General features: G+C 54.7%; 27 protein-coding genes. 3 read left to right on the top strand and 24 right to left on the bottom strand.

The window, feature by feature from the left end; all coding sequences use genetic code 11:
- Positions 1-39: 39 nt before the first annotated feature.
- The 11 genes from tnpB to KDX39_RS25940 form a co-directional block, all read right to left on the bottom strand.
- Entirely contained in the window at positions 40-375 is a 336-nt protein-coding gene (gene tnpB, locus KDX39_RS25990; protein ID WP_004409766.1) for an IS66 family insertion sequence element accessory protein TnpB, read from the bottom strand.
- Complete coding sequence (gene tnpA, locus KDX39_RS25985) at positions 372-704, bottom strand: IS66-like element accessory protein TnpA (RefSeq protein WP_003317539.1); 333 nt, start codon at positions 702-704, stop codon at positions 372-374. Before tnpA ends, tnpB begins: the two co-directional genes overlap by 4 nt.
- A gap of 277 nt (positions 705-981) precedes the next feature.
- Positions 982-1,269 (bottom strand): hypothetical protein, encoded by a 288-nt coding sequence (locus KDX39_RS25980; RefSeq protein ID WP_231662339.1) that lies wholly within the window; start codon positions 1,267-1,269, stop codon positions 982-984.
- Positions 1,259-1,909, bottom strand: coding sequence for an AAA family ATPase (locus KDX39_RS25975; protein WP_231662338.1), 651 nt, complete (start codon positions 1,907-1,909; stop codon positions 1,259-1,261). The genes KDX39_RS25980 and KDX39_RS25975 overlap by 11 nt, the downstream gene beginning before the upstream one ends.
- A 112-nt stretch (positions 1,910-2,021) precedes the next feature.
- Entirely contained in the window at positions 2,022-2,222 is a 201-nt protein-coding gene (locus tag KDX39_RS25970; protein ID WP_231662337.1) for a hypothetical protein, read from the bottom strand.
- Positions 2,223-2,559: 337 nt separating this feature from the next.
- Positions 2,560-2,970: a hypothetical protein gene (locus KDX39_RS25965; protein WP_016569388.1), complete on the bottom strand. Its 411-nt coding sequence runs from the start codon at positions 2,968-2,970 to the stop codon at positions 2,560-2,562.
- Between the two features lie 629 nt (positions 2,971-3,599).
- On the bottom strand, positions 3,600-3,869 hold the full coding sequence (locus KDX39_RS25960; RefSeq protein WP_031597914.1) for a hypothetical protein: 270 nt from the start codon (positions 3,867-3,869) through the stop codon (positions 3,600-3,602).
- Between the two features lie 74 nt (positions 3,870-3,943).
- A complete protein-coding gene (locus KDX39_RS25955) occupies positions 3,944-5,242 on the bottom strand; it encodes a Y-family DNA polymerase (protein WP_231662336.1) in 1,299 nt (432 codons plus the stop codon).
- Positions 5,220-5,645, bottom strand: a complete 426-nt coding sequence (locus tag KDX39_RS25950; RefSeq protein ID WP_231662352.1) for a LexA family protein — start codon at positions 5,643-5,645, stop codon at positions 5,220-5,222. The genes KDX39_RS25955 and KDX39_RS25950 overlap by 23 nt, the downstream gene beginning before the upstream one ends.
- A 957-nt stretch (positions 5,646-6,602) precedes the next feature.
- Positions 6,603-7,559, bottom strand: a complete 957-nt coding sequence (nicB, locus tag KDX39_RS25945) for a 6-hydroxy-3-succinoylpyridine 3-monooxygenase (protein WP_231662335.1) — start codon at positions 7,557-7,559, stop codon at positions 6,603-6,605.
- 250 nt (positions 7,560-7,809) lie between these two features.
- Positions 7,810-8,091 carry a hypothetical protein gene (locus KDX39_RS25940; RefSeq protein ID WP_231662334.1) on the bottom strand — a complete coding sequence of 94 codons (282 nt, stop codon included), beginning with the start codon at positions 8,089-8,091 and terminating at the stop codon, positions 7,810-7,812.
- A 74-nt stretch (positions 8,092-8,165) separates the two neighbouring features.
- On the opposite strand from KDX39_RS25940, the gene KDX39_RS25935 reads away from it, so the two are divergent.
- A complete protein-coding gene (locus tag KDX39_RS25935) occupies positions 8,166-8,453 on the top strand; it encodes a hypothetical protein (RefSeq protein ID WP_231662333.1) in 288 nt (95 codons plus the stop codon).
- A 20-nt stretch (positions 8,454-8,473) separates the two neighbouring features.
- Here the strand turns inward: KDX39_RS25935 and KDX39_RS26735 are convergent, their stop codons facing one another.
- The 6 genes from KDX39_RS26735 to KDX39_RS25910 form a co-directional block, all read right to left on the bottom strand.
- Positions 8,474-9,181: a YkgJ family cysteine cluster protein gene (locus KDX39_RS26735; protein WP_442964586.1), complete on the bottom strand. Its 708-nt coding sequence runs from the start codon at positions 9,179-9,181 to the stop codon at positions 8,474-8,476.
- A gap of 61 nt (positions 9,182-9,242) precedes the next feature.
- A complete protein-coding gene (locus tag KDX39_RS25930; protein WP_231662332.1) occupies positions 9,243-10,544 on the bottom strand; it encodes a replication initiation protein in 1,302 nt (433 codons plus the stop codon).
- Positions 10,545-11,103: 559 nt separating this feature from the next.
- Positions 11,104-11,457 (bottom strand): hypothetical protein, encoded by a 354-nt coding sequence (locus tag KDX39_RS25925; protein WP_231662331.1) that lies wholly within the window; start codon positions 11,455-11,457, stop codon positions 11,104-11,106.
- The gene (locus KDX39_RS25920) at positions 11,448-12,098 is read right to left on the bottom strand and encodes an AAA family ATPase (protein WP_046235790.1); all 651 of its coding nucleotides are present in this window, start codon (positions 12,096-12,098) and stop codon (positions 11,448-11,450) included. Before KDX39_RS25920 ends, KDX39_RS25925 begins: the two co-directional genes overlap by 10 nt.
- Before the next feature lie 128 nt (positions 12,099-12,226).
- Positions 12,227-13,795: an LPD7 domain-containing protein gene (locus KDX39_RS25915; RefSeq protein WP_331462084.1), complete on the bottom strand. Its 1,569-nt coding sequence runs from the start codon at positions 13,793-13,795 to the stop codon at positions 12,227-12,229.
- 782 nt (positions 13,796-14,577) lie between these two features.
- Positions 14,578-14,997, bottom strand: a complete 420-nt coding sequence (locus tag KDX39_RS25910) for a hypothetical protein (protein ID WP_231662330.1) — start codon at positions 14,995-14,997, stop codon at positions 14,578-14,580.
- 220 nt (positions 14,998-15,217) lie between these two features.
- Between KDX39_RS25910 and KDX39_RS25905 the strand changes: the two genes are divergently transcribed.
- The gene (locus KDX39_RS25905) at positions 15,218-15,517 is read left to right on the top strand and encodes a hypothetical protein (RefSeq protein ID WP_231662329.1); all 300 of its coding nucleotides are present in this window, start codon (positions 15,218-15,220) and stop codon (positions 15,515-15,517) included.
- 466 nt (positions 15,518-15,983) lie between these two features.
- Here the strand turns inward: KDX39_RS25905 and KDX39_RS25900 are convergent, their stop codons facing one another.
- A complete protein-coding gene (locus KDX39_RS25900) occupies positions 15,984-16,334 on the bottom strand; it encodes a plasmid mobilization protein (protein ID WP_046235793.1) in 351 nt (116 codons plus the stop codon).
- A 343-nt stretch (positions 16,335-16,677) separates the two neighbouring features.
- Between KDX39_RS25900 and KDX39_RS25895 the strand changes: the two genes are divergently transcribed.
- The gene (locus KDX39_RS25895; RefSeq protein WP_046235794.1) at positions 16,678-17,100 is read left to right on the top strand and encodes a hypothetical protein; all 423 of its coding nucleotides are present in this window, start codon (positions 16,678-16,680) and stop codon (positions 17,098-17,100) included.
- A 26-nt stretch (positions 17,101-17,126) separates the two neighbouring features.
- Here the strand turns inward: KDX39_RS25895 and KDX39_RS25890 are convergent, their stop codons facing one another.
- From KDX39_RS25890 to KDX39_RS25865, 6 genes are all read right to left on the bottom strand, one after another.
- On the bottom strand, positions 17,127-17,699 hold the full coding sequence (locus KDX39_RS25890; protein WP_231662328.1) for a hypothetical protein: 573 nt from the start codon (positions 17,697-17,699) through the stop codon (positions 17,127-17,129).
- Positions 17,696-18,430 carry a StbB family protein gene (stbB, locus tag KDX39_RS25885; protein WP_231662327.1) on the bottom strand — a complete coding sequence of 245 codons (735 nt, stop codon included), beginning with the start codon at positions 18,428-18,430 and terminating at the stop codon, positions 17,696-17,698. Before stbB ends, KDX39_RS25890 begins: the two co-directional genes overlap by 4 nt.
- Before the next feature lie 306 nt (positions 18,431-18,736).
- Positions 18,737-19,342, bottom strand: a complete 606-nt coding sequence (locus KDX39_RS25880) for a single-stranded DNA-binding protein (protein ID WP_231662326.1) — start codon at positions 19,340-19,342, stop codon at positions 18,737-18,739.
- A 63-nt stretch (positions 19,343-19,405) separates the two neighbouring features.
- Positions 19,406-20,170 carry a hypothetical protein gene (locus KDX39_RS25875; RefSeq protein WP_231662325.1) on the bottom strand — a complete coding sequence of 255 codons (765 nt, stop codon included), beginning with the start codon at positions 20,168-20,170 and terminating at the stop codon, positions 19,406-19,408.
- 27 nt (positions 20,171-20,197) lie between these two features.
- Positions 20,198-22,363 (bottom strand): type IA DNA topoisomerase, encoded by a 2,166-nt coding sequence (locus KDX39_RS25870; RefSeq protein WP_231662324.1) that lies wholly within the window; start codon positions 22,361-22,363, stop codon positions 20,198-20,200.
- Between the two features lie 27 nt (positions 22,364-22,390).
- On the bottom strand, positions 22,391-22,753 hold the full coding sequence (locus KDX39_RS25865; RefSeq protein WP_046235800.1) for a TrbM/KikA/MpfK family conjugal transfer protein: 363 nt from the start codon (positions 22,751-22,753) through the stop codon (positions 22,391-22,393).
- Positions 22,754-22,788: the final 35 nt, after the last annotated feature.

Genomic DNA, 22,788 nt, shown 5'->3' with positions numbered 1-22,788 from the left:
TGGGCCAATTGCGCTGGCAAGCAGGCCATGGCAGGCGAATTAGAGCACCGTGATGGCTGCTCCGGAACCGACGCGTTGCCAAGGCAAGCCGAGCACCAAGGCTTGAAGTTGCTCTGCATCCAACTCGACTTCAGAGCCGTGCCGCACGCCCGGCCAAAAAAAACGTCCTTGATTCAAGCGCCGGGCAGCAAGCCAAATCCCCAAGCCATCATGCACCAGCACTTTCATGCGATTGGCACGACGGTTGGCAAACAGATAAGCACAGTGCGGCTTCGCCGCACCGAACACCGCCACGACCCGCGCCAGCGCAGTTTCAGTGCCTGCGCGCATGTCCATGGGCTCGGTGGCAAGCCAGATGGAGTCGATGCGGATCATCGCAGCAGGTCTCGCAGGAAAGCAGAACACGCCGCTGCATTTTCTGCCGGCCAACTCACCACGACTACGCCTTTTGAATGCGGCACTTCGATTCGGATCGTGGCAGGAAGGGCCTGATGCATCGGCACCGGCGGCGATGTCTTGACCGGGATGAAGGCGGTTTGAAGTGTCAGGTTTTTCTGTGCATGCACCCGAATCCATTTATGGACGAGGTTTGCATTGAGGTTGTGGGTCAAGGCGACATTGGCAATTGAAGTGTCAGGTTGGGCGCACTCAGCAATGACCTGGGCCTTGAAGGACTTGGAATAGGAACGGCGTTCTTGTGGCATGGGCGTCCGCTTAAAAAGGCTAAAAATGGTGTCCACCTATATTTGGGTGGACACCATCGCCTCAAGCGACGGTGTCAGGAAGGTGTGTTGCCCGGACGGTTACGCCGCCCTGCCCTGCCGTTCCATTTAATCAACTGCAAAGGCAAAAACAAAAAAGGGCGCCCTTGGCACCCTCTTCGTATTAGACCCGGAAACCTCTCGGCTTTCGCCTCGGTTGGCCTTGCGCGAGCAATCTTTAGTAATTCATATTTAACAATTATTAATTGCTAAATTTCGGTTAATCCAGCTTGTACCCTTGAGCTTCCAACGCATGCCTGACAATAGCGCTGACCGTCCTGTGTGCTTTTCCGGAGCGCTTATTTTCACGCACTTCGTCCTCAATTTTCTCCAGTATGCCTGGGGGCAAGCTGATCGATACGGGAACTGGCTTCCGCTTATCCGGTGCCTTTGCCAACGGGGTGGAGTCATAAGGCTTGTCAGCAAGCTCTCGGGCCAGGCGTTCAGATGCTTCCTCGCTGACCTGCCCCCTCCTATTTGCAGTCTCACTCGCCTTTTTAACTGCCATGGAACACCTCTTTCAATAGACTCTTTATCTCGTTGGCAGCTTCACGGTTTTTCCCTTCTAAAACTGACATGCCCGAAGGAATGGAGTCTTTGTATGCTTTCCGATAGAAGCCGACTGAATCCAAAGGCTTGATCTGAGGATATTCGGAAAGAAATTCCAGGAATTCGCGCCTCTCAGTGATACGAACTGCAGGGTTTGGGGAAGCCATAGATTGATAGGCATATGCCTGCAGGTTTGGGTTTAGATCTCTGCAGCGCAAGACTTGCTCTTGCAGCTCCCCAAGGGTGTCCAGATCGAGCTGACTGCATTGGTTTGGAGCAATAATGATGTCTGCCACTACTGCTCCGGTGATCAATTCACGCGAGTTTCTACCAGCGACGTCGACAATCACATAATCAAATTTCTCGCTCAGTGTTCGCAGCGTAACCGTGATGTTGTCGCGTTTTTCAATCAGGGTGATCTTCGGTTCCAGTTGTGCCGCTTCACGCTCTGCGTACCATTTCGAGGCGCTGCGTTGCGCATCCGCATCTACCAGGCAGACATCGTAGCCTTCCATTGCCAGCCCAGTTGATACGTTTACGGCAGTGGTAGTTTTGCCTACGCCGCCTTTGTTCCCGCCAACGACCACGATTGTGCCCATGGGGACCTCCTAAATTAATTCGCAATTAATAATTCGCAAATAACAATTAATAATCATCTTTGCGGGGCTTCTAGTCAAGCCCGATCCAGTGCAGATCGGTCCATACCCCTTCTCAACGATCTAGAACGACCCGTCGCTTGGCTTTGATACCGTCGATGCCTGTCGTTATAAGGATCAACGTGCCGGTAAAGCTGTTGCCTGTGTAGAAGCGGATCCACTCAGCTGCACGTGCTGCACTGGTGGTGAATTCGTTGATGATCGTAATAACACCTTCGTCATCGATGACCGCTCCAGTAATCGCATAAGAGGTCATATGCCATTCCCTTAGCCCACGATTGGACGGCACAGCACCCTGCGTATCCGAGCGGACACGCAGAGGCCATTTGCTGCAGCTAAATACAGCTTTCAGGTGATAAGGGGATGCTTACTAAGGAACGACATGAGCGACTCGGCTACGCAGGGCGCTGCAACCTCACCGGCAAACTGTTTTATCCAATAGCGATATTTAGGGTCTGCAAGGTCACGTAACAGCAAAGGACGAGCTGTGATACATTTCATGTTGAGCATGATTTTCCACCAGGTTGATTGTGCTCACGCTGGGGGTGGTTGCACCCATCCCCAGCACCTTCTTTAACTACCTTCTCCTTCTATTAGCCCATGAATGCCAGAATCGGCACGATATCCTGTGGCACGCGACCTGTAAGGATTAGAAAATTTCGCCAGATTTCGTAAGGCACGTCTTGGCTCCCCTCCTTGAACTTCCTAATCCGTCTGTCTGATGCGATGCGAAGCAATCCCGCCAGCTTTTTATCCGTCGCATACGCATCGAAATGGTCCTGGAAATGCCGGAAATAGGACCTGACTATTTCAGCGTGAGGTGCTTCCCATCCTTCGTGCTTACGCAACAGGTGAGTACGCGGAAACAAGGCCTCGTCCAGATCCTTCGGACCAGGAATGCTTGGTGCGTGCAGGTTTGCTTCGAGCTGCTTTATCGCCTCGCGAGTAGCCATCTCGAAAATCAATCTCTGCTGCTCTGGGATACCAGGTAGCTCAATCTTCATCGTTAGCCCATTAATTAATAAATCATAATTATTAATTGCCAATTAATAAAACACACTAATGAACGTAAAGACTGGGGCCTCGCGGCCCCTTCTTTACCGTGGTGACAGTTCGATACGTTGAACGTCTGAAACACGGATGTTGACCAGGTTCAGCGTCCCTGTTGCCAACCTTTCCCAGTAGCCTTGCTGATGCACATGCATCAACGCGTAGAAAAGGTAGTCAGGTAGAACGATGTCTGTTCGGTTCACCAAGACACCTATGTGTTCAGGATTGAACACTCGCCCTGGTGCGCCGCATCGTTCAGCTGAACCCCGACGAATTATCCAAAAATGAGCCTCTGGAAAATTCGTCCGGATAGTCGCTACATCTGAAAGTCTCATCTCGTTCCTCGTAGGTGGCAACGACTAGCCCCCTCAGGTTCGAGTGGCTCTCTGCGTGCCACCAACAAGGTCATATTAGGCCTATATGGGCCTAAATTCAACATAATTATTAATTAATATTTGGTAATTAATAAAATAGCAGGCCTGAGCCTGCTAATGCACAACATTAGGTTCACTTTTCCAGCGGGCATAAAAAAGACCCCTTCGCTCTGTGCAAGCGAGGGGGCCTTTTGATCACATGGCGAAGCCTAGCGCTTTTTCAAACACTCGAGTTCAACCTCAGTCAGTTGTTCACGGTGTATGTAATAGCCTTCGACCGGTGGAGGCTCATGTAGCTTTCGACCACCTTCCCCAGGAAAAATCGCAGCTATCAGCCCCACAACTGCGGTTTGGCCTTTTGCATCAGGAGATTTTAGAGCCCAAGCTGCCACTTGATAGAGAATCGGAGGATCGTTCGGTCTAACGCCGTCGTGCCGAAAAAACCAATCGTGAGTAGGCGTAATTTGCGTATAAGTCATGTGAGTTTCCTTTTCGTGTCTACGTCAACGAGCGTATGGCATACCGTATATACGGAGCAACCTTGTTAACTTGATCACTTGGCCTTTACAACCCACAACTGATCAAGCCGCGTCGTGTAGCTCTGACTCATCAGCTCACGACGCATGCCCCAGTCCGGTGTGGCCGGTACTGAACCTGTGCGCAAAGTCCCACGTCCCCACTTGCCGTTGATTGAATCCAAAGCAGCCATCAGTCGATCCGAACTCGCAGGCTGATTGGTCATGAAAAGGTCATCGGTAAATTCACCTGGTTGGCAGATATCCATCAGAAGCACTTCTGCTTTGCTGTACCTAAAGCCTGGTCGAAATATCCGCGAAACAGCCTCCGTCGCGTATTGGGTCATCACCCTCACATCGCTGGTGGGGTAGGGCAGCTGAACCAGTGCCCCATTCGCATACTTGGCCTCGTCAGGATTGAACATGCCAGTGCGGATACTCACCCTGATCTTTTTACACACGGAGCCCTGGGCGCGTAGTTTTTCAGACGCACGCATCATGTAGGTGGCCACCGCCTCCTTGATCGGCCCCAGCTCGGTCAATCGCTTGCCGAACATTCTGCTGCAGCAAATCTCCTGCCGTGGCGGCTCGATCTCGTCCAGCTCCAGGCACACGGTGCCGGCCAGCTCGCGCGCAGTCTTCTCGACGACCACACTGAATTTCTTGCGTAGCATCCAAGGATCTGCAGTTGCGAGGTCTTTTGCTGACAGGATCTGCATACCCTCAAGGTGTGCTTTCAACTTTCGGCCAACACCCCAAACCTCACCGACCGAGGTATTACGCAGCACCCAATCGCGTTTCACTGGGTCGCAGATATCTACGACACCGCCTGTGTGCGCCTGAAGACGCTTTGCCGTGTGATTGGCAAGCTTAGCCAGGGTCTTGGTCGGTGCAATCCCAACACCCACGGGAATACCAGTGCAGCGATGGACTTTGGATCGAATCGATCTTCCCAACTCGGTCAGATTGCCAGGCATGCCGGTCATGTCTGCGAACGCCTCATCGATGCTGTACACCTCGACGGCAGGAACCATAGATTCGATGATGGCCATCACGCGCTGGCTTAAGTCGCCATAGAGTGCAAAATTACTGCTGAACGACTGGATTCCGTGCCGGCGCAAAACATCCTTGATCTGGAAATAAGGTGCGCCCATTTTCACGTAGGGTTTTGCATCGTAGCTGCGGGCAATTACGCAGCCATCGTTGTTGCTGAGAACCACAATGGGCACCTTGGCTAAGTCAGGTCGGAATACACGCTCACAACTGGCGTAAAACGAGTTGCAATCGACCAGGCCAAACACCGGAGTTGGTTTCTCACTCAAAACTTGTGACGCCATGTCTCACAACGCCCCATATCGACAGTTCTTCACCTTCCAGGATGTGCCGAGGCGGATAGGCGGGGTTGGCCGACTTCAGCACCACATGTTCACCTTGCAGGATGAGGATCTTGCACAACGGCTCATTATTTACCGCAGCGATGACGATGCTGCCACTGGACGGCGTTCTCGAACGATCTACAACCACCAAGCTGTCATGAAAAATTTTTGCACCTTCCATGCTGTCGCCATCGATTTTGGCCACGTAGATATGGGGCGCACGCAAATCCATCAACCGGTCGAACGAGAAGTCCTGTTCGATGTGATCCGCAGCTGGGTTAGGAAAACCAGCAGGGATTTTGAAAGTGTAGAAAGGTATGAGCTTTCCGGACTCCGACAATCGACCGAGTATTTTGACGTTCATGATGCGAACCTGGTTAAAGGGAAAATTATCTGTATAGATATACAGTAGACGACCCATGACCGTCGCCCGTCAACTCGTACCGACCAAATGCGTGAGAAGGGATGAGAGCGCTGGTCAGGTGGTCAACTGTCGGTTGCCGAAATAAATGCGGAATTCCGGAAATAGTTTCGTGAACCGCAACGTAAAAGTGACGGCAATAAAAAAGCCGCTCGGATGGGATCCGAACGGCTGACGCTTGTTACAGCAGGTCGTCGATGCTGTCTCGCATCAGGTCAAAGAAGCTGTAAAGCCTCCAAACCCTGAGCGCGAAGTTCAATGTACGTCGCAAACGCTTCATACCTTGGCCCTCCCTTTTGGTTGGGCCATACCTCCAATGTACTTACCGGAACACGTACATTTTCGGGTACACGTCAGTGCATCCAGTGAGGTGGCCAGTCTGGGAACCCCTCGAAAAAATCCGGCACGGGACTCACTCCGTGTCGAGAGGGCATTTCGGTGATACCACGCCAGCAACATCAGCAATGCTCACCCCTGCGAAACACAGGATATCCGCCGAGTGAGCTGCCGACCAGCAAAGGCCTATTTTTCTCAGAAGCACTAGCCTAACCACTTGCTGCGCTCGCTATCACAATGTGCAAGTAACTTGCACGCCTATTCGGGCATGGATATGATGATCAAACGTCAGTGCATCCAGTGAATGGATGTCGGGCTAGCAGGCACTCACCCGCCAGCCCCTCTAAAAACCGCCACCTCGTGGCGGTTTTTTTTGCTTGACATTCCGCTCGCAATATAAAGGGCTATTAAATTCGCGTCATGCAGTTGATTTGGCCAAACATATAGTGTTCACCTGCGCTTCGCAATTCCCGAAAGCGTCGCGCTTATGTATGAGTGGCCTTGCGCTACATCATCACGTCTGTCTAAGCCACGCACGGCGTGGACGGGACCGTTTGTCACTGATCAGCTTCCGTTCTGCTCATCCGGCGCCTGTGCACATTGCGCAATGTAGTTCCGAATGTACTCCAGTACGCGATTGGCACCCTCGACAGACTCAGCGAGCTCAATCGGTCGCTCGCCATTCAGATAAGGATTGGGCTGCTCCATCCATTTGAATGCTGCCGCCTTGCTCCCGCGCACCGGAATAGCTAAATCCAGGATCTCTCGCAGCAGCTCAGGTTGCCCGTACCAAGATTCCGGTTTGATGGTCGGCTTCCTACTCTGGATGACGCGAGGCAACTGGCAAGCTGCAAGTTCGCTTGCGTTGACATACTCCCGCTTCCAATGCGCGAGCTTCACGAGATCAGTGTTCGGCGGGCGTGTGTGATCAGTGGTTGGCACAACCACGCCGATCAGCACATTGGTATGGGCTCTGATCATTTTTAGTGCCGGTGCAATGTCCGTGTCGTTAGTAACAATGACAGCATGGTCGATCTGCCCGGTGATCGCGTCGTGATAGGCCTGCAGGGCCAGGTTCACGTCACTCTGTTTCTCCTCGACCTTCCAGGCTTGGATTTCCTGACATTCGCGTGGAGCCCTGTCGGGATGCTCGGCGTCGACGATCTTCACCTTCATTTTGTTGACAGCGTAGTAGCCTTCGATCAGCTCGATTCGACCGTCGTGCAGCTTGCGCAACGCGGTGTGATAACGCGCCTGAGACGATACAGAGTCGGGAGCTCGGGCAACGGATTCCAGGATATTCGCGGTAAAGAACTTGATCGAGGGAGAGGTAAGAAGAGTCGATTGCCGAATACGGCCATCACCATCCTTGACTAGCGCGGATGGCAGGATATGTTTTTCAAAAAGGGGCAGCAGATCCAGCCACTTGTAGGGAGTGCGACGCAAGCAGCCATAGTAGAAGTTGTATCCGTCAATGTAGATTCGAGTGCGCAGAGGCTCTAGCTCAGGCGTTCCCTGCATTTCTCGTACTCCAGAAACGAAAAAACCGGCTAGCGCCGGCTTTTTCCCCCTCCAACCAGATGGTCAAGCCACGCCGGTCATAAGGGTTAGTTGTTGCGCGAAGTATTGCGCAATAGCGGTCGTAATTACAAGTGTTATTGATCATTTTTGATCATCAAGGCTCACGCAGAGTCACACTCAGCCATACGCCTGGCACGGACGTCGCTAGTCTGGCGCGCCATAACGCGTCACACTGGCCTTTGTTGTGCATTTAACGGGAGTACAGCCCATGACACCCCCCTCTGATCTGGCTGGAAGCCAAAGCTTCAGCAACGTGCCAGGCGCTATCGATCTGATGCCCCCCCAGCAACGCGACACCTTCTCGGTACTGCTTGCCGATATTGGCAAAGCGACGGCCTTGGACCAACTGTGCGAGCAGCGCGGCAAAGCCATTGGGTTCGCCATAGGGCTGCTGAGCTGCCGGGCCATTGATGGCGACCATCTGGCCTACATGAAGCGACAGGCACAGAATGCGTTCCAGCAGCGCTTTCATGCGGTACAGCCCCTAGAGGACTGACCGGAAGAAATGACCGACACATACTTACCTTAATGCATTGGAGTCATCTTATGAATTATACACCTGAGCACTCCGACGTTGCCGGTCATACTTTTACTATTGACCCAGACTATGAAGGCGTCAGCATGACCAGTCGCGCTATGTGGATTGATTGTCTGAGTGACATAGTGAGAGCAGATGGTGATTTTCTAACAACCAGCCTGGCGCGCGCCCAAGGCTTTCTGATCAACCTGCAGGTTGCCGGTTCGATTGATGCGTACGAACGGGAGCGCCTGGAGCGTGCGCTGGATACCGTTGTAGAGCGCCGCGTGAACGTAACTCCTCACGGCGAGGCGTGAGATTTACACAAATCTCGCACCTACTCCACCAACGGTGACACTCGATCACGGGTAGCGAGTAAGAACGCACGCTCTCTACGGTTAAATCGATTTTTACACTCTGAATCAACGATTGCTTCACGCAATGCCGAAATTAGCTCGTAGGCCCCTGCGTCATAGCCATTCTGTGTCAAAGCAATCTCGAACCCATCGATATGAGCGCCAGAGACAAGCGCCCGTCCGGGCAGGTGAGTAACAGGCCCAAGAACCACCTCTGGATTCTTGTGCTCATTTATGCAGATCTGGGCATCCCATGAGTGATGCCCACGGCAGCGTAATGGCCGAGCGGCATAGGCAATACACTTAGAGTCCTGCAAAGCAGGGCAGGCGACGTTAGTTCTAAGGTGCTCTTCGGTGGACAGAGAACGTACGATATCTGCTGCAGCACGAACACGCTGCTCAAAAGCACGATACGCGCTTAGATCCAAGGTCGCCTTCAGGTAGTCAATAAGACCAAAGATCTCTACCGGAGACGCTACCACACGGATGTAACAACAGTAAGAGCACCCTGTACGACAAGCGATCGCTCGGTCATCGAGACTTGCAGAACTCCGTAGTACCTCGTCAAACCTACGTAAGGTTGCGCGCGTAGCATTTTCAGGGCCATTCCGTTGACACGTAGAGACAGAAACCTCGTGTTCATTTAGGCCTAGATATCGCGCTGTGGCGATTACCTCATGTGGGTTCATAAAATCTCCATTGTCGCCACGATAACACCATAGCAACAAACCCTCATAAGCTCACTCCCCATCATGAACCATCCTCATGTTCTGTTTTTAAGGGCTCTCGGGCTTGCGGCCCCTGTGGGACCGCAGATATCTGATGTACACCGGATTGCACACCTAAGAAGCGATCATTTGGAAGCTGGCCAACTGGGGCCGCAACGAGTGAACGACCTTGTCGAGGTTGCATGGGCACAGCTTTATGGCGGTCCTTGAGAATGCTCAGAGTGGTCGGCTGGGAGACTTCCGTAAGAATGTGCGTGTAGCTGGCCACCGTTCTCACCGAAACGCCGGCAAGTGTTGCTATCGCAGAACGTACCAGCGCCTTGCCCTGATCTTGAAGCTGCCGGCACGCGGCGCGGATCTTGGATTCTGTGGCCTTGTGGCGCAGCTCGTTGGTGCGCTTGGCTGCTAGGCTCTGCCGCTCCGTGAGCGATAGGCTCCCATCGAGCTGCATCGCCCCTCGGTGGCAACGCCTATCACCGGTGTAGCGATCCCATGTCCAGCGGCCCACGGATTTGACCGTGGCGCGTATCGACGACAGGGGCAGGTTTTCCGAAAACCCCTGCTTTAGAAAGCTGTTGTGGTTGTAGGCATAAGCATCGAGCGAGCGCATGAACGACTCGAATGAACCCAGCTCGCGCTCGCGATTGACGATGCTGTACGCAAAATAACGCAGCTGCTCGAACAGGATGCAATGCCGTGAATGGCTGACCAGGTCAAGCTTTGGACCTGTGGCCCACGGCTTGACGGTCAACTCCACTGCGCTCGCCAGTTCGCCCAGTTCGTACACGTGGCTGTGAAATTCGGTCGTTTCCCACCAAGGGTGACCAGGTGTTTTGGCCACAGGGCCACCGTGGTAGTCCACGTCCGCATCGAGGCGAGCCGCAAACGCGGCATAGATCGCTTTCATGTACTGAATCGGCTTGGCCCGTGCGTTCTCGGTGGTACACACGGACGGCACGGCATAGAACAACTGGGAATGGCCGCTCTTGCGGTTGCGCACCATCAGGTTCGGCGCGGGCAACCCTGCATCGTCCCAGGCCAAGGCGTTGGCATGGTCAAGGTCGAACACCAGCCAAGACACCATGCCGGGGCGATTGACCTGCATATAGGGATAACGCAGCGCGTATTCACGAGGGCGAATGCGGGTCGCGGTTTTGTCATCGCTGCACCGCGCCATGTATGGCGCTTCCAGCAATAACCGATTGAGCGCGGTGCCGTCTTCAAAAAAGCGGGTCGGAGGCATATGGGTGCTGATGGCCATCGGATCGGCGTTGGCCGTGAGCGAGGAGGCGAGGGAATGGCTGGTTGCTTGGTCGTGACTCATGCTTCACCGCCCTGGCCAGGTCGGCCAACGGGCAAGGATGCTACACAAGGAGCCAGCTGGGAGGGCAGGGGGCGACCGTCGCCGGCGCACTGCTGCAGAAGAATCTTTTCCATAAGTCCACCGTTCAGCGGTGAACTGAAAGCTCCACTTTTGACGACTTGCACAAAGCCGCAGTGAACGCCATAATCAGCTCACGTTATGTGTGTTGGACAGGTCTCCTTCTCTCGAAAAAAGCAAGGCCTGTTCAAGTTTTTCCAAAAAGCCCCGCCGGCAAGCGGGGCTTTTTGGTTTCTGCTATTTGGCTAAATCGTTAGAAATTTTCCCGTCTACGCTCATTCGAGCATGAAAAATATGGCATCCCAGCAACGGTGGGCAGGCAAAGTGGGTGAACACTATCACCCGAATTCCCCATCCGCAATGAAAATGCCATTTTTTACAGCTGATATTGCACCGATTTTTTAGCATGGTACGAATGGCCATAGGCCTTGCAATACGTGGCTTTCAGCGATACGAGTGAAGTAATTTGTGCAACTGAAATAACTTACGTAAGTTAAAGCTCTTACTCGTCTTCCGTAAAGTCGGTGATGGGCTCAGCATTCGAAGCATTCTCAAGCAACGCAATCAGATCAGCCTTATCCAGCTCCTGGAGGGCCATGATCCCAGCACGAATCACATCGGACCGAGATATGCGGAAGGTCCGTGGCAATAGAGAAATCTTATCTATCTGCCTGTTGACGTCTTTAGACAGGGAAAAAGTAGTACGCACGAATGTAGAAGCTTTCTTACGCTTGCGCTTAGGCTCAGGGGTAGCACTAACCGGTGCAGCAGATATAAAAGCCAGTGCGGCTTCGTCGTTTGCCTTCGAAGAGGTGGAGGCCTGCTCAGGCTTACGAATCAAATCTTTCAATCCCATTTTGCAGCCCCCCAAAGCTCTGCTGCCAACGTCTCTATTTCTTCTTTAGCACGTGCGTCAGAGTGGCTCTCCAAGACTGAACATCCGTCCTCATCCGCATCGTCGTAGACATTGCGAGCCGTAGTAATAGCGTCAAGAGGTTGAATGCCGAATGAGCGGCATGCTTCTTTGGCATCCAATATCCGCTGTATCTGGCTTGGAAGGGCAGGGCATTGCGTGATCACTGCACGTACATTCAATGCTGGATTTACAGCTGTCGCCAGTCGCGCCAGGTTATCGACCTTGGGAAGGGTTTTGAGATCTCGTCGCTTGGGGCGAAAAGGGATCAACATATGAGTCGCAACCGTCATTGCTGACCGCAGCGCCTCCGAATCAGATCCTCCAGCATCGACCACAATTTGCCGGTAACGGCCACGTAAGTCTGTAAGTGTTTGACGAATATTCCCATGTGCCTGCACAACGGGAATCGCAGGTAGGTCTCCTTGAGCGGACCGTTCAGCAGCCCAGTCAGCAGTTGTGCCCTGAGGGTCTGCATCAAGAAGCAGGACATCACCTCCGCGAGCCTGCAACCAAACAGCCAGATTTTGAGCCAGACAGCTTTTTCCACTGCCGCCTTTTTCACCACCTAAAAGTAAGATCATGATCTACCCTGTGTAGCATTTATTGAAGTGACATAACTTACATAAGTTATTGGACTTTTACTACGAGAAATCTATTGCCGGTTAGAAAAGTCCCACCTCTAGGCAAGGAGGTGGGTTATCTACACGGCTCAGTCCACGCTCATACCGTCATCTTCATCCGGGGATGACAGCTCCGGTGTGCCTGCTGCGGCGGCCTGCCCCTTGGGCGTGGTCTCGGCCACTTCCCGTTCAGGAGCGACCGGCTGCACTGACCATTCGCGGCGGTTGACCGTTTTGTCCGTTACAGTGCCGTCCTCTTCGATGACCTGCACCACGACAGGCTGGGTGCCCAGGTCTTCCAAACGTACCTGGTCGCCTTGCTTCAGATCTGCGTCGCTCATGGCCTCTTCTAGCCCTACGCCCCACACCGTGCGGGGCTTACCGCCCTCAGGCTTGAGCGTCACGAAGTAGCTCATCTGGTTGTCGTCATTGTGCTGATACGGTGCTTCCCCATGCTCGATAAGCGTGCCCTCGATGACTTTGCTCCTGGACGGGGCTGTCTGGCCCGTTGCTGCTTGAGATGTCGGAAACAAACGCTCCTCCACCTCATTGACTATCTGGGCAGCCATCGCCGTGAGGTGATCCAGGTCATCGACCGACTGAGGCGAGTTTTCGACTTGCTTGTACGCAGCGACGATGCTGGCTTTGAACGCTTCCCGGTAGCTGTCGTTTTCCATGTAAGCCGTCAGCAGGGCAGCCGCTTCTGGGGTCTTGTCATCCGTCGCAATGATCCAGATGGCATGGTCTTCACCTCGCAAGCCCATGACCGTATCAGAGGCCCTGACATCCGCTTCGGACATCGGAAAATCACGACGCCATTGCGCTTCAAGCCTGACCAGCTCGCTGGGGCTCTGCAGGTCAGGGTCGTTGACCCGCGCAGGCTTCGCGGCTTCTGGGCTCACCGGTTCAGGCGCAGCGTCTGAAGGCGTTGGCACGCGGGTCGGCGTTTCTGCTGAAGCCGTTGCTGCGGAATCCACCGCCGGTTGGGCACGCTGCGCCTGCCATTGCGCAAACGCCTGGTCGCCTTTGGGCTGGCCACGCTCTGGAATGGCCAGGGTAGTCGCCACAGTCTCCACAAACGCAATGCGCTCCGACTCAGGCACGGTGTCCAGCTGGGCGGCAAGCGCCTGGCTTACCTGCTCAGCCGTTTTGCCTTCTCCATATAGGGCTTCGATTGGCACGGTAAGGCCCAGGCGATCCGCCTGGTCCCGCACGTCCCGTGTGGCGTCGTCCACGTGCCGCGGCAGATCGTTGGCAGGTCCTATGCTCTGGCCACCGCGCTCGATGTCCAGCTCTGCACGGCGATCCGCCAGGCTTTGATTCATGGCCTTGTCTGTGAAATGCACGTCAAGACCGTTCTTGGCCACCGCCTCGATCACCAGCTTTTTGAATTCAGCAGTGCCATTGATCGTTAGTGTGCTGCCGAACCGTTCTTTGGCCAGTTGGAGGGCCACGGACACTCCTGACTCGGTAATGCCCGTGCGGCGCATGGAAATGGTTGTGCCCGTGTCGACAAACAGGGTCTTGTCGGTCTGTTTGTCCAGGTAATGCACGTTCTGACTGAACTTGGCCTTGCGCGTGTAAAGATCCTTGGCGCTGAGGTCGCGAGCCCGCTCACTGGCGGCGGCTGGATCAACCTGTTTGGCGAAACGATCCATGACCCGCTTCACCTGGTCACGCACGCCTTCACGACCTGGGCCCCGCGCGCCGCTGATACTGAAGCCTGGGTCTTCTTTTTCATCGTTTAGGAGATTGCGTATGGCTGCACTGCCCATGAGATTTACCTCGATATTGGGTTGGGGTTTGTGGAACTGTTCACGTGCTTTGAGCCGCTCGAAGGTCAGCACGGATACCAGCTGCGCCTTGTCCTGGCGGGTTAAGCGTTTATCGGAGAACACGGCGCGCCTGAGCGCGTAATATTGTTGATCGATCCGGCGTATGGCCTGGCGATGATCCGGAGCAATCTGGTTGTGCTGCGCTTGCCGCGTGAAATACGCGGCCACCGTCGAGGCCTGCCTGTTAACGGTCAGGGCCTTGATCGAGGCGCGCTTGAACACCAGCGCCTTGTTTGCGGGACGTTTGAGCGGATCGAACAGCATCCGGCCGCGCTGCTCGATGTCAGCCACCCTCGCGACCCGGTGAGGGTTCTTGGCGTAAGGCGGGACGACAGACCCTGGCCGCCATTGGCGGGGAGGGCGGGGCTTGCCTGTATTCTTGGGCCTGCGTCCGGCGGTAGATCGGCCAGGCGTTGTCGTTGCAGTCGTCGCCTTGGGCACCTGGCTGGCCACCTGCTGGTGGCTGGATAACGCGCCAGGCGTGGATCGATAGAACACCAGCGCGTTGTCAGATGGCCGCTTGAGTGGATCGAACAGATGTCGGCCACGCTCCTCGATGTCAGCAATGGTGGCCACGCGATGAGGGTTCTTCGCGTAAGGCGGGACTACGCGTCCTGCTCGTACTCGGGCGTTTCGGGGTTTTCCACCTCCGGCCCGGCGTCGGGCTGTAGCGCCTGCAGGCGTTGCTGTTCCCGTTGCTTGCGGAGAAACGGCGGCATGTCCGCTTCCTCCTCTTCCGCGCTCAACTGTGGACCCGCCCCCTCTTCCCCGTCTTCCTCCTGGTACAGTTGGTCGCAATCCAGAATCTCCTCCTGATTGCGGCTGTCCCAAGTGAACGTGTGCATCACTGGGCAGTAACAGCGCACCGTCACGGCTTCGGGCCGATCCGGCTTGCCGGTGATCTGCCACATTGCTGACGGACAGGTTTTGCAAGCCATCGGCAGGCTCGGCAGTGCGTCGCCCCGTAGTTTCAGCAGGACTTCGCTGGTGATCTCTCTGTCGTTGCCCGGTGTGTACTGTGTCATTGTGTTCTCCATGGACTTGGTAGAATTTCTGCTCGCGCTCAGCAAGCAACTGCTGACGCTCTTCTGGGCTGGAAGCCACATAACGTTTGCGAAACGCCGGTGTCGCCTTTTCCACATACTTGATTTCCATCGCCCGTTGCGGCCATTCAGTTAACCGCTGGGCAATGATCGCTTTATCAAGCGGCTCCTTTTTCAAGTCGCGTCTGACGATAAAGTCATCGTGAAAGATGGTTTCTTTAAGGTTGGTAAACTTTGCATCACCCGGCAACTTGACGGCCACGTACTCATTGTCTTTGCCCTGGTTGCGGATTCGCGTCTCTCCGTAGGTGGCCGCCAACTCGTAGAATGCGTCACGGGTGGTAACATTCTTTTCAATTACCTTCTTAACCAGCGCTTGCTTGAACTCACGATTCTTACCGTAGAAGTCATCGCCCTTGTACCGAGACAACACGCTCGCAGCATCAGCAATGTCTACCCGGACATGCTCTCTGGGGGACGCAAGGCTGTACTTCTGGTTTAAGTATTCCTGGAAAGCTTCAAAGTACTTCTCATGATTCTTATAAAAGCCCACGGGATTGGCTTCATTGCCACTAAGCAAGTTAATTCGCGGCACGATCACATGAACATGTGGTTTGCGCTCGACAGGCTTGCCAGTCTTCTTGTCAGTTACCCACTTGATCTTCGGTAAATGCGCTTCTGCATAGAAATTGAATTCTTCCGCTTTATACGCATACATGAGAAACTGTTTAAATTCGGCTGTAACAGCTTTAAGCGTAGATTCGGCCACAGCGTCTTCACGAAAGCTAAGCGTGAACGTCAAGTAACGGTCCTGGCCGCGATCAGGGATGCTCTCATATATAGAACGGGTTAAATCGAGGTCGCCGGATATCACCAGGCGATGATCCAGTTCATCACGAGTGAACTCACGCCCTGACTTATTGCCTTCTTCGAGATATTCCTGTGCACCAATGTTGTACCCACTGGGCCTAATCAGCATCAGAGACCCCTGCTAACAGCAGGGCCTCAATTGAGGTCAACTTATTCAGCCAGAGGATGTACGTCTTTTCAGAAATGACGCCACGGCGGTGTGCAGCATTCACCTGATGGGCCAACTGGTTAATGTTGTTGCTGGTTTTGTTATAGAAGAACAGCAGCCGATGATAGTCCTGTGGCTTGGCCGCTTTAACATTGAAGGTGAGTTTGGCATTGATAAAAACGTCACGCAGGAACTCGGAAGTCGTCATGCCTGCGTCCTTGGTCTTCCTGAGTATCTCGGTGTGATCATCCTCACCCACACGCAGGGTCAGGACACGGGTCTTTGGGGGCTGCTCAGCCATGGGGCCTCCGACGATGAATAACGTGACTGATTTACTGACTGATGACTAACAACAAGCGCAGCGCTAACGCTCTGCGGGGTTTCAAAGGGGTTTCCCCTTTGGCACGGCGATGTATTCGGGGGGGCGCTTCATCCCCCCGTATACATCGGTAACGTGCCTGTTTAGCGAATTCGAGATAGGGAGTCAGCAGGGTGAACCTGCGGGTTACATCAGAATTGCATCTGAAACGCTCGGGATTACATCAGTATTACTTTAAATTGCGTTTTTCTACATCAGTGTTACGCTCGAATACGACAGTTTTACATCACATTTACATCACTAAGAACGCAGCAAGAGGCAAATCGTGGCTCAAGAAACCGAAAACCGGCGTGAGGCGTTGGCAGAACTGGCCCAGGACAGCAAAGCCAGGTCCTACACTGCGCAAATCCGCGACCTGTATGACGTGATCGAAAACGCCCTGAGCTCAGGTGTGAGCAGGACGGTGATTCATCAGAAGCTGGTGGATACCGGACTCGATATCAGCCTTCGTCACTTCGACCAGGCGCTGTACAGAATTCGTAAAAGCCACAAACGAGCCGGACAGGTTAAACACCCCCTGCCTGAAAAAAGCGACAGCGCAGCGATCAGAAATACCGCGTTGCCAGATAGCGATAAGACCACACCAAGGGCCAACATCAGGCAAAGCATGAAGCAGATCAGGGAGGAGGTGGAAAACACGAACTGGGCCGAAGTCATCAGTGACGCGAACAGAACTTCAAAGCCATGACAGGGGTATGGTTGTTAGTTCCGTAGTTACGGCGTGAACTGTTTTTTAATGGCAGACGGTAGTGTATCAATGACCGCCTGCTGTTTTTTGTATTCGTGATAGAACCATCGATTGGTCTCATTAACGTCCTGAGCCTTAATCGCTACCCAACCCATTGCACACACTACCGCGATGCTCACGGCCACAAATCCCGCCAAGACGATGTAATTGAACCGTGAAGCCTGTGTGTCACGGAAGTTACCGGATAAAGCACTTACTCGCTTTTCCAAGTCATCGATTTTGATCGCTGCGCGCTGCAATGCAGGTTCGAACACTCGCTCTAAACTCTGGTGAATGGCAGTGGACATTTCCAAAGCAACGTCCACACCTGCTTTGGCGGCAGTCGCTTGAATGACTTCCTTTGTCGTTTCTTGCAAAAGCAACGCCGTGTCTTCCGCATCTTCTACAGCGTCGGCCACAATATCCAGAGAATCCCTCATCGATAGCTCAAGCAACTGCGGTATGCGTTTTACATCATCGTGCAAACGACCAACATCGCTCAGAAGCTCAATGATCAGGGCATCACGCGCAGTAGTTGGGACAGCTTCATGTCCACTCATTTGATCACCTCAATGCCAAACAGCGCTGTGAATACCGCATCAAGCTTGCGATTGACGCCTTTACACAAGAGTTTCAGTCCGTACATATCGGACCAACGATCACGCTCTTGTGCGCTGGCATCTTTGTCCTTCAGAAGTGCTTTGTAGTCGGTGTCATCGTCCATGACGCTTTGCATTGAAATGCGGTGGATAGACAAAGCGTCAAACAATTCTGATTCGAACACGGCACATTCTGGGTTCAACGTGAAGACACTGCCGCGCTGGTGAAAAGCAAAAAGAATTGGAAACTCTGTTTTCACATCTTTTTTGACACGATTGAACAATACAAGAATCTTTTCAGGAGGTACGCCCAGAGAGGCGAGGCTGCCGATCATGCTGACTGTTTCTTTTTGCTCCTTGGTGCCCGAGGTGACAGGGATCACGAAGTAGTCAACTTCTTCATGAGCTTCGTCAAACTCCTCCAGGTTGGCCATAAAGTCTTCAACGTTGGACGCTCCAACATCGATGATGGCCTGATCCTCAAGCATGAGTCGTTTGAACAGCTCGCGGAATGCGTTGCCGCGCAGCTTCTCTACATCCAGGCCAAGGTTCTCTGCCGTTTCGTTGATTGACTCAATGGCATAGAGCGGCGCACCGCCCATTCGCGGCCACAACAGGTTGGCGGCGATGGTAGTTTTACCAACGGTGCCGGTGTAGTTAATGACGACGACTTTCTTTTTGATCGCTTTCATCTGGGTAATCCTTGAATAGAGGGGGTCGCACCGGGTAATCACTACTCGGTGTGCTTGATCTGAAATTTGTTGATGCCGGGCGGTTTGAACACCAAGGGCGCGGCCCTTGTAATCCCGCAACGGCCGCGTTGACCTCGGGAGCGCGGGGTGGTGAAGCTACCCCACACTCCCAAGGTGAGCCTTTTCTGAACGAGGTAGCGTCAAGTGTGCGCTGCGCCCGTGCTTCCGTTCGCCGCGACGATAGAGCGCGTCACGACGAGCCGGGAGCGCGGCACCTGACGTGGGCAAGATCGCTGTGTGGGTGGGTCAGACCAGCATCCAGTTGAACCGGTAAGGGTCCATGAAGGGGATATCGGGATCGGGGCCGTCAAAATCCCCGGCAGGTTGCGGTGCAGGCGCTTTGGCCTGAGTCTGCTTCCCTGATGCACGTGGCGGTTTTGGTGCAGCTTTGCCTTTGCCGGACGATTTTTCCAGTGCCGCCTGTTGGGGGGCTTGTTGCCGAGGGGGTTCCTGATGTTCGCTGTCAGCGCTGCCGTGGCCGTTCTGCCCTTGTTGGGAGTCGCCCTGTGGACGGCCACCGAGCAGCTGCATGGTGCCTTGCATGTCCACGACGATTTCCGTGGTGTAGCGTTTGATACCGTCCTTTTCCCATTCGCGGGTTTGCAGCTTGCCCTCGATGTAGACCTGCGAACCCTTGCGCAGATATTCGCCGGCAATTTCTGCGATCTTGCCAAACAGCGACACGCGGTGCCATTCGGTCTTTTCGACCTTCTGACCGGTCTGTTTGTCAGTCCATTGCTCACTGGTGGCCAGGCTCAGGTTGGTTACCGCCGTGCCGTTGGGCAGGTAACGACAGTCAGGGTCTTGTCCGCAGGTGCCTACCAGGATCACTTTATTGATTCCACGCGCCATGATGCGCTCCTTCTTCAATGAGTTCTGAAATGGGGTGTGAAGGGGTGTGAGAGACCTACGGACTTACCAAAAGGCGTCCATGGCGATACGTTCACAGCTTGCCAGTTGCGCTTCATGTTCCTCGTGGAAACGCTCGTAACGGTCCATGTGTTCTTCGCAGAATCGCTCCAGGGCGTCGGGCTGTAGGCGCGGCGAATAGATCAGCGCCGGTTCGGCGTCGTCATCCACAAACTGCTCGGTACCATCGGGAAACATCAGTCGCCCCACACCTCCTAGCAAGATTTCGACGGCAGTGGTGTGGGGGGCGTTTTTGCTGGCGTCGGGGTCAAAATGGATTGTCGTGTTCAGCAGCTCGCGGCCCCGGGCCGACGACTGCGCAGCTGGGGCCAACATCAAAACTGTTGTGCCGTCTGCCCACAGCTCAAACTCTGCAAAACAGGTGTCGCAATCCACTGGACGCCAAGTCATTTCCCACCCTCTGACATTGACGATATCGACGGTTGCGGGGGTTTCGCAGTTGGGGCACTGCGCAGTCATCGTTTCCCCAGGTGGCCACTGCGCAATGCGCTCGGTAAAGGTCTGTGCAAGCCAATTAGCGTCCGCAGTCAGGACAGTCACGTCGAATGGGTCTTTCATCAGCGCCTTGATGATCTTGGCCACCCAACTCGGATGTTTCGCCATTTGTGCCTGAGCGTGTTCAAGTGCCTTGCGGCCCAATGCCACGGCTTCAGTATCGTTGCCTGGAATCTTTGCTGTTACTGCTACAGCCTGGGCCTGAAGCGCTTCAAGGGCGGCATACGCTCCCTTGGGTAATTTCTCGTCTGACATAGCAAATGCCTCCGTTGAGGAGAGGGGTCATGCGCGCGTGGGTTTGCGGCCGTATACGAATTCCAGCTTGGCTTCGTGATTGAGCTTCAGGGCCGCTTCAAAGGACTTGCCGGTTTTCTTGCTGTGAAAACCCTTCAGTACACCGGTCTTGCCCGTCGTCAGCAGCGCCTCGATCTGGCCGGGGGACAGCATCTTGCCGCTAACTTCCGGGTAGAACTTGAAGGCGCAGGCGCGACAGCCGATCACTCGCGGGGTGACAGCCAGTTCACTGCCGCACATGGGGCACTGCGCGTTCAGGCTATCCAGTACCGGCTTACCGTCGCCTTGCACTTTGCCCAGATCGATGTTCTGCACCTGGTCTGCAATGAAGGACTCCAGCTCGTCCAGGAACGCGTCGACGGTCAGTTCACCGGCCTCGATCATCTGTTGCTGTTCATGCCAGAGCGCGGTCATGTCTGGCGTGGTCGCAATCGCTGGCAACGCGGCGATGAACTCCAGACCCAACGCGGTAGGGATCAGTTTTTTCTTTTCTACCGCGTAGAACCCACGCTCCTGCAGCTTGGCCAGAACCGCGCCACGGGTCGCCGGAGTGCCGATGCCACCGTTCTCGCCTTTCTTGCCCTGGTCACGATCGATCAGCAGCTGCTTGATGCGCGGGTCTTTCACATACTTGGCGACTCGCCGTAGGTCCTTGAGCAGCTCGGCTTCCGTGTAGAGCGGCAGGGGCTTGGTCTTTTCCTTGGCCACCGTAATGCCGTCGCATACCCCGGCGTCACCGACTTTCATATCCGCCAGCGCATCGAAGGGGCTCGCAACCTCGGCAGCGTCTGATGCGTCTTCGTCTTGCTCGTTTTCTTCAGTGACCTGCGCCGTCCAGCCGGGCTGCGTCACTTTGGTGGAGCGCGCTACGAAGGTGTGTCCGTTCACGCCAAAACGCACCTCGGCGCTGAGGTAGCGTTTTTCGGGCAAGAACTGCGCGACGTAGCGTTTGACGATGGCCAGGTACACGGCGCGCTCTTCGTCACTCAGCTGGGCAATATCGATCTTCACTGCCGTTGGGATGATCGCGGTGTGCGCCGAAACCTTGCTGTCGTCGAAAGCCCGGCTTTTGCGTTCCGAATTTACTTCGGTGAACATCCCGGCTAGATCCGGCAGTGCCTGGCTAAGCAGGCTCAAGGTCTCCGGAGCCTCGGCAAATTGTTCGTCGGACAGGTAACTGCAATCGGACCGGTTGTAGGTGATGGCCTTGTACTTCTCACGCAGCGCCTGGGTCAGGGCAAGGGTTTTCTCGGCATCAATGCTGTGGGTCTTGCTCATGTACACCTGCAGGTCGAGCAACGCGAACGGCAAAGGTGCCGGGGTTTGCTTCTCCTCAACACGGGCCTCGATCACGTCTGCAGGTTTCTGCCGGCACGCATCGGCCACCTGAGTGGCATACGCCTCGTCGATGATGCGGTTCTTGTCATCAATTGGGGCATCAGCAGCCACCACGAGGCGGGCCTGGGGACGACTGTTACCAAAGGCCAGGCTTGCCGCTACCGTGTAGTAAAACGCACTGGCGTGACTCTTGTTGGCCAGGTAGCGGTTCACGATCAGACCCAGAATCGGGGTTTGCACGCGACCCACCGACAACACGCTTTTGACACCCTTGGCCCTACCGGCCAGGGTGCAGGCGCGGGTCATGTTGAAGCCGTACAACTGATCACCAATGCTGCGGGCCAGTGCCTTCTGGAACAGGCCGTAAAACTCGGTGTTGTCACGCAGGCCGTCCAAAGCTTTGCGGGCGGCATTGGCGTTCATGTCGTTGATCAGGATGCGTTTGACAGGCGCGGTGTTGCCAAAATGCACCAGGACCTCGTCGACCAGCAGTTGGCCTTCGTCGTCCGGGTCACCGGCGTGGACGATTTCCGAGGCGCGACCGATCAACTGCTGGACGATGCTCAGCTGGTCCTTGGTTCGTGCGATGGGCTGGTACTTGGCCGGGCGCAGCTTCAGAGGCAGGTCGGCCTGAACCCAGTTTTTATAATCGGGGTTGTGCACCTCAGGCGGGGCCAGTTCGAGCAGGTGGCCAACGCACCAGGTGACGATGTCGTGGCTGCCACACTCGAAATAGCCGTCCTTACGTATGACGGTGCCCAGCGCCTCGGCAATGACCTGGCCCAGGGCAGGCTTTTCCGCAATGAATACTCGCATGGTGTTCTCCTTGTCAGGATCTGGGGCTTATCCCCGGACCTTGCCGAACTTGTCGTTGATTTTTTGGGTGTAGCTCTGATCAGCACCGGGGCAGCTGTTGAGGTAGTCCTGGCGCGCCGTGGCGGTCTGGCTCCATTTGATGTTCCCGTGCTTCTTGACCAGGATGCTGAAGTAGTCCTGTTCGGCGCTGCGGCATTCGCTGCCACCGCTGTTGCCGGTGAACTTGCCGTAGAGGCACAGCACGGACTTGCACGGATCACCGGCGAAAGCTGAGCCACTGCCCAGCAGGCACACTGCGAACAGCGCGCAGACCCGCGTTTTGCCGCGACCGCGCACGGCGTTGCCGGCGGCCTGACCCTGGCGGTCAGCCGTTTTGCTGTAGGTATTCATGTTTTTGCTCCTGCAGGCGCTTGGGTGCGCCGATG

The sequence above is a fragment of the Pseudomonas sp. CDFA 610 genome (genome assembly GCF_021147865.1).
Taxonomy (GTDB): domain Bacteria; phylum Pseudomonadota; class Gammaproteobacteria; order Pseudomonadales; family Pseudomonadaceae; genus Aquipseudomonas; species Aquipseudomonas alliivorans.
This window is presented reverse-complemented; position numbering and strand designations above follow the sequence as displayed.